12 protein-coding genes are annotated in these 13641 nt (G+C 53.4%); 11 read left to right on the top strand and 1 reads right to left on the bottom strand.

Annotated elements, in window-relative coordinates; translation table 11 throughout:
- The first annotated feature begins 42 nt into the window (after positions 1 to 42).
- The 10 genes from ABIE29_RS07210 (at position 43) to ABIE29_RS07165 (ending at position 11888) form a co-directional block, all read left to right on the top strand.
- Complete coding sequence (locus tag ABIE29_RS07210; RefSeq protein ID WP_429617607.1) at positions 43 to 2607, top strand: beta-ketoacyl synthase N-terminal-like domain-containing protein; 2565 nt, start codon at positions 43 to 45, stop codon at positions 2605 to 2607.
- Positions 2604 to 3839 carry a beta-ketoacyl synthase N-terminal-like domain-containing protein gene (locus tag ABIE29_RS07205; RefSeq protein WP_429617604.1) on the top strand — a complete coding sequence of 412 codons (1236 nt, stop codon included), beginning with the start codon at positions 2604 to 2606 and terminating at the stop codon, positions 3837 to 3839. Before ABIE29_RS07210 ends, ABIE29_RS07205 begins: the two co-directional genes overlap by 4 nt.
- The gene (locus tag ABIE29_RS07200; protein ID WP_429617602.1) at positions 3826 to 4905 is read left to right on the top strand and encodes a hypothetical protein; all 1080 of its coding nucleotides are present in this window, start codon (positions 3826 to 3828) and stop codon (positions 4903 to 4905) included. Before ABIE29_RS07205 ends, ABIE29_RS07200 begins: the two co-directional genes overlap by 14 nt.
- Positions 4902 to 5615 (top strand): ABC transporter ATP-binding protein, encoded by a 714-nt coding sequence (locus ABIE29_RS07195; RefSeq protein ID WP_429617600.1) that lies wholly within the window; start codon positions 4902 to 4904, stop codon positions 5613 to 5615. Before ABIE29_RS07200 ends, ABIE29_RS07195 begins: the two co-directional genes overlap by 4 nt.
- The gene (locus ABIE29_RS07190) at positions 5596 to 6264 is read left to right on the top strand and encodes a hypothetical protein (RefSeq protein WP_429617598.1); all 669 of its coding nucleotides are present in this window, start codon (positions 5596 to 5598) and stop codon (positions 6262 to 6264) included. The genes ABIE29_RS07195 and ABIE29_RS07190 overlap by 20 nt, the downstream gene beginning before the upstream one ends.
- On the top strand, positions 6261 to 7586 hold the full coding sequence (locus ABIE29_RS07185; protein ID WP_429617596.1) for an ABC transporter permease: 1326 nt from the start codon (positions 6261 to 6263) through the stop codon (positions 7584 to 7586). Before ABIE29_RS07190 ends, ABIE29_RS07185 begins: the two co-directional genes overlap by 4 nt.
- A 62-nt stretch (positions 7587 to 7648) precedes the next feature.
- On the top strand, positions 7649 to 8467 hold the full coding sequence (locus tag ABIE29_RS07180) for an outer membrane lipoprotein-sorting protein (RefSeq protein WP_429617593.1): 819 nt from the start codon (positions 7649 to 7651) through the stop codon (positions 8465 to 8467).
- A complete protein-coding gene (locus ABIE29_RS07175) occupies positions 8467 to 9867 on the top strand; it encodes a hypothetical protein (RefSeq protein WP_429617591.1) in 1401 nt (466 codons plus the stop codon). Before ABIE29_RS07180 ends, ABIE29_RS07175 begins: the two co-directional genes overlap by 1 nt.
- Positions 9842 to 10825, top strand: coding sequence for an ACP S-malonyltransferase (locus ABIE29_RS07170; RefSeq protein ID WP_429617588.1), 984 nt, complete (start codon positions 9842 to 9844; stop codon positions 10823 to 10825). Before ABIE29_RS07175 ends, ABIE29_RS07170 begins: the two co-directional genes overlap by 26 nt.
- Positions 10826 to 10835: 10 nt before the next feature.
- Complete coding sequence (locus ABIE29_RS07165) at positions 10836 to 11888, top strand: hypothetical protein (protein WP_429617586.1); 1053 nt, start codon at positions 10836 to 10838, stop codon at positions 11886 to 11888.
- A gap of 174 nt (positions 11889 to 12062) precedes the next feature.
- Here ABIE29_RS07165 and ABIE29_RS07160 read toward each other — a convergent pair whose 3' ends face one another.
- Positions 12063 to 12278 (bottom strand): hypothetical protein, encoded by a 216-nt coding sequence (locus ABIE29_RS07160; protein WP_429617584.1) that lies wholly within the window; start codon positions 12276 to 12278, stop codon positions 12063 to 12065.
- Positions 12279 to 13004: 726 nt separating this feature from the next.
- On the opposite strand from ABIE29_RS07160, the gene ABIE29_RS07155 reads away from it, so the two are divergent.
- A complete protein-coding gene (locus tag ABIE29_RS07155; RefSeq protein ID WP_429617581.1) occupies positions 13005 to 13610 on the top strand; it encodes a nitroreductase family protein in 606 nt (201 codons plus the stop codon).
- Positions 13611 to 13641: the final 31 nt, after the last annotated feature.

Genomic DNA, 13641 nt, shown 5'->3' with positions numbered 1-13641 from the left:
TCACATTCGATTTCTGGTTTGCTGACACGGAAGACAGACACTATGACAGTCACGCGTAAACGAGTGGTGATCACCGGTATGGGGCACCTCTCTTCCATTGCTAATAACGTTGCCGAGTTCAAACAGGCACTGCTGAATAAAACCTGCGGGATCAAGCCCAGCAAAAAGTACCTCGAATGGTTCAAGGATGCGAATGCCTCCGAGGTATTACAGCCTCTGAGTTGGCCCGATCTCCCTGCTGATATCGTTGACTCATTGGATAATGCTTCGTTGTGGGCCTATAAGGTCGGCGATGAGGCTTTGCAGCAAGGGCAGTTACCACGCGGAGAACTACGGGATAAAACCGGGCTGATCATCGGCGTTTCCTCTGCCGGTACCGAGCCATTTATGCCGCTGATCGAACGTCAGACGGAACGCTTCTCGTTGAAGAAGGCCATGGTCTCCGGCAATTTCTCTTCCTGTAGCGCCATTGTCTCTTCTCTGCTGGGGCTGAAAGGGGGCTTTGAACTGGTCGCTACCGCCTGTACGGCCAGTACTAACGCGATGGGGATTGGCTTTGACCAGATCCAGAACGGCAAGAATGCCACGGTTCTGGTGGTTGGCACCGAGCCTGTCTATATGCCGACCTTTGCCGGATTTTACGCGCTCCATGCCATGAAACGTACGCCGTCCAGCCCGTTCTCCGGCTCCCCAGGGATGTCGGTTGGCGAAGGTGCAGGCGCTTTGTTGCTGGAGGAATACGAACATGCCGTCGCTCGTGGCGCGACGATCTATGGCGAGATGGTCTCTTACGCCACCTCTTGTGATGCCTATCACGAAACGGCCCCAGACCCACGGGCCGAAGGGGCAGTACAGGTGATGCGCCATGCGATGCAGAATGCAGGGATCGGGCCGCAGGATATTGATTATATCAACGCCCACGGTACTGGCACGGACGCTAACGATCGTTGCGAAACGCTGGCCATGAAGAAGGTCTTCCCGAATATCATGGATATTCCGGTGAGTTCAACCAAGGCTTATGTGGGACACAATATCGGTGCCGCCGGGATCATTGAGCTGACCGCCTGCTTCCTGACATTGCCGGATAACAAGATCCTGCCAACGCTCAACTTCACTACGCCGCGCCCGAACTGCGATCTCAACTACGTGCCTAACGAGTTCCAGGAAGCCGAAGTCAAGATGTTCATGAAGAACAACTATGCCTTTGGCGGTAACAACTGCTGTGTGGTTGCCAGCGTCAAGCCAGAGCAGAGCCCGGTAACGCATTATCAACCCAAACGAGTCGCGATCACCGGCATGGGGGCGGTCAGTTCCGTGGGCCACACCTTGCAAAGCATGCTGGAAAAAATGTGGGCGCAGGGGCAAGAGCCACTGTCACAACTTTTCTCACCGACGCTCGATGACGATGCCCGCCAGGGATTTCGTGAAATACTCGATGTCATGCTGCAAAACCAGGAAGTGGCAGCCTACATTCGTGATCGCTTCGGCGAACAGAATGCGGCATATGATATGAACAAACCGGGTGGGGTGCATCGGGTGCAAGGGTTGGATGCCCGTAAGGCACTACGCCGCTTTGATCCGCGTAAAGCCAATACCATCAGTACCTTTGCCTTGCTAGCCCTTACCCAAGCCATGACCGACGCCGGGCGTAAGATCAAACGGGACGGTCAGACGATCGGCATGATCCTTGGCATGTCCAAAGGGCCGCATTCGACGGTGGATCGTTACCTGCAAAGCCTGCATCCGGACCCAACCAAAGTGCGGACCTCCGAATTTCCAGGTGCGCTGATGAATGCCATTTCGACCTTCTGTTCCATTTCCGAAGGGCTCAAGGGCTATAACACCTCCCTGGCCACAGGTATCAATGCCGGATTGGGCGCATTGACTTACGGCTACGAGTTGGTCCGCCAGGATTTGCAACCGCAGATGATTGTAGGGGGGGCGGATGAGAATATGAACACCTTCGCCATCTGCCTGCAGGCGCTGAACAGCGATCTGCTAGTGACACACGATCCGGCCGATTTCCAGATCTACAGCAAGAACAGCACAGGCTATATCCCGGGTGAAGGTGCGGGCATGCTGCTGATTGAAGATTTACAGAATGCACAGGATCGTGGTGCCCACATTCACGCCGAGATTGTCGGTTATGGCAAGTCCAACGATGGCTGCTACTTTGCCAGGGATGATATGCCAGCCAGGATCGAGTCCATGGCGGTGGCCATTCGTCAGGCATTGCACGAAGCCGACATGGAACCGGGAGAGGTGGATCTGATCTGTGGTACCAGTGATGGTACTGCCGCCGGTGATGCCGTTGAGATTGGGGCGATCCGTAGCGCCTTCGGTGAAGCTCGCCGTAACCTGCCATTTGTTAACTATAACGCCTGGTTTGGTCTGGTGGAGTCCTGCATCGGTATCCTCAATATCGCAGTGGTCACGGAAATTATGAAGCGGGGTGAAATCCTGCCGATCCCTTACACCGAAAACTTCTGTGCGGAGGATATCGCCTTTGTCACCCAACCGCTGAAGAAAACCGTCCGTAACGCTCTGGTACTCGGCGCAACGGAAGGCGGTAATCACTATGCCGTGGTGTTGAGGAGTATGGCGTGATTCAGAATGTCGTCCTGAGTGGTTGGGGCGTCACCAGTGCTTATGCGCCGGATTTTCCGGCGCTGATCCAGGGCCTGAGCGAAAAAAGGTTGGCCAGCCCGCAGCCCTGGTTTGCAACCGACAGTGAATGGCAGGATCTGCGTTTGAGTTGCAATCCACACCATGTTGCCGACCATCAGCCGGGCGGTACGGTATTTACCCGTCTGCAACCGGTTATCAATCAGGCGCTTGCCGGAGCAGGGATGACAACGGCTCAATTGCAGGGAAAACGGGTTCGAGTTTATCTGGTAGGCCATGGTGAGCGCCCCGACATTGATGATTTTTTGGAGTATCAGGAGCGTAACGATCAGGAAGAACTGCGGTCATTCCCAAAAATCAAACGGCTGCATGCCAAGAGTTACGGCCAGGATCGGCTGGCGCAACAGCTGATGCAGAGCTATCAGCTCAGTTGGCCACCGGTTTCGATGTATTGCGCCAGCAACTCTTCTTTAGCGGCGGTCCATTTGGCCCATTCGGTCATTGCTGCCAATGAGGTTGATTTGGTGCTGGTCGTTGGCTGGCTTGAAACGTTGACGCAGGACATTATCTTCCTGGGCGGCCAGGACATGCTGGGGGGAGAGGGCTCACAACCGTTTAGCAGCCATAACAGTTGCATTCTACCCGCCAACGGTGTCGTGGCGCTGATCGTGGAAAGCGAGCAACACGCTCGTCAGCGCAACTTTACTTCGCCTGTCAAATTGCGCAGCTCAGTGTTTTGCCAGAGCGGCGGTGCCAGGGGCAGCAGTTCTTTCACTGCTGATTTCCGCACCATTGCTCAGACGATTGAACAGGCACTACTGGAAGCCGGGCTCACTGCGCAGGATATCGCCTGCGTTTTCCCTCATGCCAATGGGGTGATCGCCAGTGACAAGGCAGAAGCCATGGCGCTGCAAAAAATCTGGGGGAAATGCGGGGTTCCGGTGGTCAGTTACAAGGGGCAGGTCGGTTACATGGAGAGCTGTTGTGGGTTGCTGGACCTGATGCTGGCGGCGGATGCGTTACAACAACGTCGTCTGCTGGCGCTGACCACGCGTTACCCGATTAACGACAGTCTGCAAATTCATGTTCATGCCGATAGCCCACCGTTGGCACTGGAACGTCAGCACATCCTCAAGTCTGGCGTCGGGCTGGATGGTTCTGCCATCGCCATGGTGATCACCGCTCACAGAGAGGATGCTGATGAACAGGGTTAAACAAGTGATACCGGCGGCGGCCATCAATCTGGTGGGGTTTTCCCTGCTGGAACCCAGCACGCCGATGCAGCGGTTTTTTCCTAGCTGGTACAACGTGTGGGAAGCCTGGTTGCATAAAAAAGCCAATGCCAAAGCGGGCAGCGACCAGTGGTTGTTCCGCCGTTTCGGCATTGACAGTGAAATGCTGCCTGAAGAGGCGTTGCGTAAAGCCAATTATCGTGACTGGCTGAACGGCATGAGTGTGGCCTGTAGTCAGGCGGTGGCGCAGTTGGGGAGCAAGGGGGAGTTTCGCCTGCGAAATGAGCGTAATGCATTGATTTATTGTGATTCTTGGGGGGCGACATCGATATTTGAAGGAGTCAACAGCTGGCGCGACTCATTGAGCGTCGATATTCTGCCCAAAGGTATCGTGCGGGATTACGGCATCAAGGATTTCACCTGCAAATTGCGCGGTGAGCGTAACGGCCTGGTGAATGCCTTGCGGATGGCACAAGACTGCCTGAACAGTAATATGGCCGATAATGTCATCATCTGTGGTCAATTCCGCAGTTTCCCGGTGTTGGTTTTCTCTGAGACTGAGCACTTCCCTTCGTCCGGCAAACGGGGGCCGATCCCTGCCAACAGTCAGTTCAGCGTTGAGCGTGTCGGTTGCCTGATCCTCAAGAAACAACCAGGCCAGGGTGTTGCTCTACATTTGAGTGATTATCAACCCTTGTCAGGTTCCACCCAGCAGCGCGCGCAGCAGCTGGCCGACCACTGTAAGCGGTATCTGGCTACGGATACCCAGGCCGTGTTGGGCGTAACACCGCAGGCACTGTCATTTCGCGCTCTACAGCGGCAAGCGTTTGAACAGTTGCCTGCCGGTTTGGCCTGCGTCTCGCTCAGTGAACTCTACGGCGACAGTGGCTGCATGAATCCGGCGTTGGCCTGGCAGTATCTACTGCAAAGCAATATCACCGGGCACAGCCTGTTGAGTGTGCTCGACGGTGAGGGAGGTGCCTGGTTGCTGGAAAACTGGGTACCGCAAGCCTGTCACTTACCGTCAAACCATCGGGGAAAATCATGACCACCCTACATACTGCACAACCTCTGCCTGTGGTGTCGATGCAACAGGCTGGCAAACGCTTTGGTAAAGGGCCGGGGACCATTGTGGCACTGGGCTCGATTACTACTGAAATCCATGACGGCGAGTTTATCGCGTTATGTGGGCCATCCGGCAGTGGTAAAAGTACGTTGCTCAATCTGATGGCTGGTATCGATTATCCCACCAGTGGTCATGTCTATTTGCTGGGTAACGATCTTTCCACGCTCAATGACCAACAAACCGCTCGCCTACGTGCTGATGCCATCGGTTTCGTATTTCAGTTCTTTAACCTGCTGCCGGTACTGAGCGTGTTCGATAACGTTTATTACCCACTGATGCTAAACGGCTTCAGCCGCCGCGTGGCGCAAGATCAGGTGATGGACATGATCGAAAAAGTGGGGTTGGCGGCACACTACAAACGTACGCCCGGCGAGCTTTCCGGCGGGCAGCAACAGCGCGTGGCGATTGCCCGTGCGCTGGTGAAACGCCCACGTTTGATCGTTGCCGATGAACCCACCGGTAATCTGGATACCCGTACCGGGCAGGAGATCGTCGATCTGCTGCTTACCATGAATCAGGAACTGAAAACCACGTTTGTTATTTCCACCCATTCATTGACGCTGCGCGATCGGGCCAAACGGGTGCTGGAAATCAGGGATGGGGAGTTGGAAAATGATTTTCTTACCGCTTAAGCGTTACACTGTCACTTTATTGTTGTTGATCAGTGGCCTATCGCAGGCCACCGGTTTGCCGGAAACGCAGGGCAATCCCAGCTTACAGACGATCCTGGCGGTTAATTCCCAAGCGCCGATGAGCACGTTGGCCAGTGCGGCCAGCCAGTTGCAAACCTTATATCAACAGCACCCGGAGAGCCGCATTGCCAAAATGTTTTATGGCTATGCACAACTGTTTATGGCCACGGATTTTCTGGCCAAGAAGAATTATATGCGAGCAGCAGAAACCTCAAAACTGGGTTTTTTCTACGTAGATGAAGCGGCGGAAAGCGAAGAGAACGACTGGCAGATGCGCTTTCTGCGTGTGCGGATGGATGCATTTGTTCCAGCTATCCATGGCCGTTGCGTCGTCGCCTTGAAGGACCTGGACTATTTGCAGCAGAACTCGGCGGTACCCGCTGATTTGCAACCGATGATCACGCTGATGTCCGCGCGTGCGCTGACCAATTGCCATCGTGTGGCCGATGCCAAGGCGGCCTGGGCGGCGCTGGCACAGCAGGGCGAGGAGGGAAAACGTCTGTCCGAGCACAGCGACAGCACGGCATCTGAATGGACGCCTGCTGAACTGAAAGCCATCATCCTGCCGCTGACGGAGGGGCCGCTATGATGAATATCCTGTTCTGGGTTGCCAACATTATTATCATTTATGCCTTGTTGGTGGTGATCGTGACGGCGATCCGTAAACCTACCGATATCCGTTACACCTTCCTTAACCTGTTTCGCCAGCGCCGTCGTTCCGGGGTGACGCTACTGGCGATCACCCTGGGAGGGGTGGCGGTGTTTATCTTTGGCGGGTTTGTCGATTACTCGTTCTGGGCGCTGCGTGAACAAACCATCCGCACCAACCTGGGGCATATTCAACTTTATCAGCAAGGCTACCTCAGCAGTGGAGCCAACAATTCGCTGCAGTACACCATCGATAACTACGATGAGGTGAAAAAGCTGCTGCAGACCGATCCGGTGATTGCACCGAAGATCGCTACCATTACCGGGCAACTGGCGTTTACCGGCATCATCTCCCAGTATGACAAGGGGGCTTCCACCTTCTTTACCGGCGTGGGGATCGAACCTCTAACCTCGTTGGTTCTGGGCTCGCTGGATACAATCATTTCTGGCAGTGACCTGTCGCGGGTTGAGCAGCAGGACATCACCATGGGTTCGGGTATCGCCAATGCCTTGTCGGCGGGTTATGACGACTGGGTCGACATGTTGGTGGTCGACCCGCAAGGCGGGCAAAACGCCATGTCTTCTCAGGTGCGTGGGGTCTTCAAGTCCGGCATCAAAGAATATGACGATACGGCGATCAAGATGCCACTGCAAACGGCTCAGCGTCTGTTGCAGACCCAGGATGTCAGTAAAATCATCATTCTGCTGCAGGACACCGATCAAACCGAGGAAGTATTGGCGCGGATCAACCAGTTAATTGACCAGCATCAGCTCAAGCTGGAAGCGCGCACCTGGGATGAGTTGGCCATTTTCTATCATCAGGTGGTCAATCTGTTTGAAGGGATCTTCCTGTTTATCAAATCCATCGTCAGCGTCATCGTGGTGTTCATGATTGGCAACACGTTGATGATGAACGTCATTGAGCGTACCCGCGAAATCGCTACGCTGCGCGCACTCGGTCTTAACCAAGCCTATATCGGCCGTTTGTTTGTGTTGGAAGGGATCATCATTGGCATTATTGGCTCGGCGCTGAGCGTCAGCTTCGGCATTCTTATCGCTGCGCTTATCAATATCAATGGTATACCGATGCCGCCTTCACCTGGTTATACCCAGGGCTATCTGGCCTTTGTGATGTGGGATCAGGACTTCAATCTGTTCTGGTTCGCCTGTGCGTTGCCGCTGGTGACGGCATTGATAGCATCCATTATCCCAGCACGCCGGGCATCGAAGCTGGTTATAGCACAAGCGTTCCGCTTTGTTTAAACCCTATTGCCGGATCTTGGCATGATGCTAGACATATAGTCCCCTAGACAAGGATCGTATCTATGAAATATCAACTAGTTGGATTCCTGCTTTTATTGGGCCTGCCGGGGCTGACGCAGGCGATAGAACCCTTGGATCGTCAACTACTGGACAGCCTGACCCAGGAAGATCAGCGGGCCCGTGAGATTATCCGTCGCGCTGACCGGGTGAGGGGGCCCGATCAACCTTTCCGCTATACGCTGACACTGCTTGAACATAAGGGTGGGCGTGATGTCACGGAGAACCAGCAGGTGCTGGATGTTTCCATGCGCTTCTATAAACCTTCGGAGCAGGTAGAGAAAGGGGATGCGCGTGCACTGGTGCGCTTTATCTCCCCGGTACGCGACAAAGGTAAAGCCTTGCTCTCCGATCTGGACAAGATGTGGTATTACGCACCAGATCTGCGGCGTCCGATCCCGATTTCCCGCCAGCAACGCTTGGTGGGGCAGATTTCCAACGGTGATGTGGTTGCCGCAGACTTTGATTACTCCTATATCTCCCGGCTGGTTGGTGAAGAGCCCTGTGGCCAGACGATCTGCTACAAACTTTCGTTACAGCGTCGTTGGCCATATGTCACTTATCCAGCTATCAATTATTGGGTGGAAAAAGACACTGGTTTCCCTAGCCGGGCCGACTTCCTTTCCGCCGATGGTGTGCCGATCAAGCGTTCGTACTACCGCGATTATCAACGGGTGTTGGGCCAGATGCGGCCAACCACCATTGTGGTGGAAGACGCACTGCGCAAGGATAATTACACCACCATGCGCTACAGCGACATCAGGTTGGAATCGTTGCCGGAAAGCAACTTCCAGAAAGAGTATCTGCTGAGGTTGAACGGTTGATGGTCAGCAGGCGATTCCCGATTAGCGGGGTTCTGCTGCTGGTGGGCGCTTATAGCAGCAGCGGCTGGGCGGTTGACTGTCTTATCCAACGCGGTTACGCGGGTATGGAGGGGATATCGTCCCATTCCTCGGGCTCACTATGGCAGTTTGACGACCCGGCATTTCGTAACAACGCTATTGCCAATCTGTACCTTTCCGGCGTGGCCCGCTGCACGTTGACCGAGACCTTCAGCGTCAAGGCACAGGCCAGCGGGGAGTACGCATTCCAGGCACGTCAGCCGGGAGCCCTGGAGGATCAACGCCGCCAGGGGCTGGGCATACTCAACGAGGCCACTGCCAGTTGGGCGGTCAGCGACAGCGGGTATATCGATGCCGGTAAGGTACGTAAAACCAGTGGTTATCTGTTCTCGGTTGCGCCGCTCGACCTGTTGCGCAATATCAGCGGCAATATGCGTAGCGTGCGGGTGTTTGGCCAGGGGGGGCGCAATTTCTACGATGAAGGGGCATATGGCATCAGCAGCTCATGGTACCGCAACGAAGGTACCTTCACGTTAGCGGCCTTTCCGCGCCTCAAGCGCAACAACCAGCGTAAGGAAGCGGCCTCGGAGTGGGATGCGATCCTGCGCACCAACAGTACCGACAGATATTATGCCAGTTACACCGCTACCGGTCTGAAGGAGTTCAACCCGACTTTTTCGCTACTGACTGGCGATCGGAAAACCGTGGCGTTGGGCACGAGTGGCAACCTGACGGATATGCTGATCCTCAGCGTTGAGGGGTCGATTTCCCATGGGCAGACCTGGCGTCATCTGGACATGGCTTCAGCGCGTGCCATGCGCCAACTGGCCAATGTGCAGGAGCCGTACAAGATGCGCGCCAATGGTGCGCAAGCGGATATCGGCGTTGGCCTGCGTTACACCACTGGCGATCTCAGTGAATACGGCGCGGAATATTATGGTCAGAGCCAGGGCTACAGCCGCAGTGAGTGGCAGGACAACTTCGACACCATTCGCTTCGTCAATGGGGGGTACGGTAAGTCATTGCCACCGCTACCGCCATCGTTCATGGCGGATATCCGTGACGGCTATCAGCAGTACTCCCGCATGATGGCGGCAGAGACCGACAACGTAGGGCGCGGCGGCGACCTGCTCGGCAAACACTATCTCACCCTCTATACGCGCACCAATAAAGAGCAGATCGGCAGTATCGACTGGTCGGTCTCCGGCATGGTCAACCTGGTGGATGGCAGTAATGTGCTGAATCTGCACCTGAGCACGCCGCTCAAAAACAACATTGAGGCTTATACCGGTGTTGCCGCCAGCTTCGGCAGTAAAGAAAGTGAGTTTGGCACCTTCGGAGAAAAAGGAAATATCTATGCAGGTATGCGAATCAATTGGTAATACACGGGCCGCAACTAACGTCGCGGACGGTTGGATGATGGTTTTCCCAGGGCAAGGATCCCCGGCGATCGGCATGGGCAGCGATGTCTGTGATGTTTCAACGGGTACTAAGGCGGTGTGGGATTGTGCCAGCGATGTTTCGGGGCTGGATGTACGCAAGCTGTGTCAGAAAGGGCCGATGACTCGCCTGACCAAAACCCTTTATCAGCAGTTGGCCGTCACCACCGTTAACGCCGCCATGCTGACGTTGTTACGCGAACGGGCCCCCGTGTTGGAAACCGGGTACGGCGGGCATAGCGCAGGGGAATATACCGCGCTTTATGCCGCCGGGGTGATGGATCTGGAAACGCTGTTCCGCGCGATAACGCTGCGCGCTACCATCATGCAAAACCTGGCCGAAAAGCGCAAAGGGGCGATGTATGTGGTCAAGCCCTGTAGCCATGATGCGCTGCGCGAGCAGATCGACAATCTTGGGCTGGGAAGCGTACTGAACGTGTGCTGTGACAATGGGCGTCAGCAACAAGTGGTGGGGGGGGAACTGAGCGCGGTTAAAACCCTGGTTAATCATCTGGCGCGTAATGGGGTAAATACCATCAAGTTGGGCGTCAATGGCGCCTGGCATTCACCGTTGATGCTGGATGGGGTGGCACAGATGCGCCAGGCATTGGTCGATCTGCCATTCTCTTCACCGGTCTGTCCGCTGATCATGAACAGCAGTGGCAAAGCGGAATATGATGTGGCGCAGATCAAGGAAAATCTGGCGTTGCACCTTATCCATACCGTGCGCTGGCGTGAAAGCATGGATCGCTGGGCCCAGATTGGACATCGTCGTTATCTGGAGATCAGCAACAAGAAAATCCTCAGCCATCTGTTGGCGGAACACTACGGGGCTGATGAGGATTACCATATCCAACACTATTACCATATCGTTGGCAGCAGTATTAAGCATGTGGAATAAGGGCGGTAGGATGTTCAGCCAAAGATATATGCGAGAAACCGCATTCCCAGTGGTGTTGGTCTCCGCTACTCTGACCGCGTCACTGATCCGCAACATCATTGACATTACTCTGCCGGAGATGATAGCCGGGTTGGGGGCGATCTGTCTGTCGATTGTCTGGAGTATGATGCGCGATGGTCAAGGTTACTGGTCGTACAGCGTATTTACCTTTCGGGTGTTTAAAAACCCGCAAGCACTTGCGATCGCGAGCGAGATCGCAAGCGAGAGCCAGTATAAAGAGCGTAAAACAGAAGGGATGAATAAATTGCTGTACCAGCCTGGCTGGGCGTCTTTGGTCATACTGTGCCTGGTGGTGGTACTGAGCGGACTGGTATGGCTATGCGGCCCAGACTGGCATTATCCCTTGATTGCGCTGCTTGGCGTTTTGGTATTGCCAGTATTGATACTGGTTCAGCTAGACAAATCAGCTCAGTTCAATGTTCTGCTGGCTTTGAAATCCTATAGTGAGCCAGAAACCTACCGCCCTCGGCAGCGCAGCTTGCCAAGATTGGTGGCCGAAGATTTGCTATTGAACCTGATAACCAATGTCACCCTGGTCTTGCCGATTGCCCGTAAGCCTGCGTTTAGCCTGGCTCAAGGCTATGCCGATCCTGCCTTTATCGTCGCATTTATGATCCTGATGGGGGTGGTGACGCTGTTTATGCTGGTGCTCGTCGGTCGGTCGCGGCGCTATGTGCTGTTTGGGGAGTTGCTCAATGGCACGCTGGACGCCAACTCCACGCCCTGTGCTCCCTGGTCATTTACCGGCAGGCTTACGCCGTGGCGCCGTGGCCTGATCTGGTTACTGGCCTCGCAGCTGTGGAGCATCGCGATCTGTCTGATTTTTGCAGCATTGCAGATCACTCCGCAATTTATCCCGTTTTACCTCTGTGCATTGTCGCCGCTACTGGTCGTTTACTGTCTGGAACGCTATCAGACCTTGTATAACAACTATAACGACGCGCTGGAAATGCGCAAACGCCATCAGGTGTATGTCAATAACCAGGCCAAAACGATGAAATAGGTGTCATCGTGGGGGCGCATGTCGCGCCTCCACGTATCTCGACACTGAATACCGAAGATAGGTATCTGTCATATAAAAGGCAATATTAATCAGGCGCAGCTATTTAGCTGGGGGTCTATAGACAAAAAGGGTACAGCACGATGTGCGCCGTACCCTAATGGATAGTGTGATGTATTATTTCAATGAATCACAATTTTTTGGAGCAATAACTTCACGGATGATTGATAAGCCGCCAAACTTATCGGCGCAATGGGTTTCTTTATAACAGGTGGTTACATTACCAACGGTTTCTTTTGCATATCTTTGGATACAGGGATCATACATACCACCTGTAATAGTAAAATACCCGCCAATAATACCTGATGCTTTTACTGTAGTGATCTTTACCATGGTAATCTCCTTGCCATTATATTTGTGGCGATTTTTAAATGGAATATAACAATTTCCATTGCTTATGAGTGTTAAATGTAAGTGCACTCCTGTTTGATTCTAATGACTGGGCGACCATAGAGTCAATGTGAATGATTTTTTTTAATATATTCATGGTGTTTACTTAATTTTGGGTGGGTATTATCCTGTTTTTATATGGATTTTATCTATGAGTTAATTTTATTTATTAATGATAATAATAAATACCAGGGTTAATTAATGGACACTGATTGGTGAAATTAAGAAAGGATGGTGGCAAATATTCTAAAGTTACTCTGTGGGATTTTCCCAAAGAAAGTAATAATAGTGAAGACAATCCTGGTAAGGAGTTAACCAAGGGGGATATATATACCCAGCGTAATATCCTCTGAATAAGACAAAGTTAGCTGTTACGTTAGTTTCAACATGGACAACACCGTATTCTGGCGGTGGCCGTGAGGAGGAATATGCTAACTTCATGATGATTAACGATGATGGCTCATATCAATTAGCATTTAAGAACATACCACGCATTTTTATGTGTGCATTGCATCTGGTAAATCCTGCTCGCTCACTGGCAGCAATTGAGTAGCTATTTACTTGACGGCGGCAGGGGATGCTCGAGCCGAAGAGATCACAAATCCCGATGGACAGCCGCCGGGAAAAAGCGACAATAAACGGGTTAACTTAACCAAAGGACATGAAGTAATGCATACACTTGACGCTATTGAGCAACGCCGTGCGACCAAACAGTTCGATGCTCAACATGTGATGACGTTGGATGAAAAGAAAGCGCTGCTCAGCATTGCCCTGCAAAACACCCCCAGTGCTTTCAATCTGCAACATTGGCGCCCGTTGCTGATCGAAGATCGTGCCCAGCGTGAGCATATCCGCGAGGTGGCCTGGGGCCAGGCGCAGGTGACCGATGCCTCCATGCTGATCGTGCTCTGTGGCGATCTGTCCAGCTGGGAATCCCAGGTGAAAAACATTTGGCGTGAAGCGGCGGAACCGGTGCAACAGTTTATGCTGCCCGCAGTCGACCAATATTACCGGGGTAAGGCCCAGGTGCAGCGTGATGAAGTGATGCGCAGCAGCGGCCTGTTTGCTCAGACTTTGATGCTGGCGGCCAAGGCTCAAGGTTATGACTCCTGCCCAATGGACGGCTTTGATTTTGACGCCGTGGGCAAAATCATCAATAAGCCAGAGCATTATCAGATTGCGTTGATGGTGGCGATTGGCAAGGGCATTGGTCAGCCTTATCCACGCATTGGTAAGCTGCCGGTTGATGAGATTGTGCAGATTGACCGTTTTTAATTGAATTACCTCTCTCCCCATTGGGAGAGAG

It is taken from the genome of Serratia sp. 2723, from assembly GCF_050434425.1.
Classification (GTDB): Bacteria; Pseudomonadota; Gammaproteobacteria; order Enterobacterales; family Enterobacteriaceae; genus Chania.
Note: the sequence above shows the minus strand (reverse complement) of the source record. Positions and strands in the feature narration are given on the sequence as shown.

Excerpts from the sequence above, each read along its gene's own strand:
- ABIE29_RS07210 (WP_429617607.1), top strand. The coding sequence starts at position 43 with ATGACAGTCACGCGTAAACGAGTGGTGATCACCGGTATGGGGCACCTC.
- ABIE29_RS07200 (WP_429617602.1), top strand. The coding sequence starts at position 3,826 with ATGAACAGGGTTAAACAAGTGATACCGGCGGCGGCCATCAATCTGGTG.
- ABIE29_RS07195 (WP_429617600.1), top strand. The coding sequence starts at position 4,902 with ATGACCACCCTACATACTGCACAACCTCTGCCTGTGGTGTCGATGCAA.
- ABIE29_RS07190 (WP_429617598.1), top strand. The coding sequence starts at position 5,596 with ATGATTTTCTTACCGCTTAAGCGTTACACTGTCACTTTATTGTTGTTG.
- ABIE29_RS07185 (WP_429617596.1), top strand. The coding sequence starts at position 6,261 with ATGATGAATATCCTGTTCTGGGTTGCCAACATTATTATCATTTATGCC.
- ABIE29_RS07180 (WP_429617593.1), top strand. The coding sequence starts at position 7,649 with ATGAAATATCAACTAGTTGGATTCCTGCTTTTATTGGGCCTGCCGGGG.
- ABIE29_RS07175 (WP_429617591.1), top strand. The coding sequence starts at position 8,467 with ATGGTCAGCAGGCGATTCCCGATTAGCGGGGTTCTGCTGCTGGTGGGC.
- ABIE29_RS07170 (WP_429617588.1), top strand. The coding sequence starts at position 9,842 with ATGCAGGTATGCGAATCAATTGGTAATACACGGGCCGCAACTAACGTC.
- ABIE29_RS07165 (WP_429617586.1), top strand. The coding sequence starts at position 10,836 with ATGTTCAGCCAAAGATATATGCGAGAAACCGCATTCCCAGTGGTGTTG.
- ABIE29_RS07160 (WP_429617584.1), bottom strand. The coding sequence starts at position 12,278 with ATGGTAAAGATCACTACAGTAAAAGCATCAGGTATTATTGGCGGGTAT.
- ABIE29_RS07155 (WP_429617581.1), top strand. The coding sequence starts at position 13,005 with ATGCATACACTTGACGCTATTGAGCAACGCCGTGCGACCAAACAGTTC.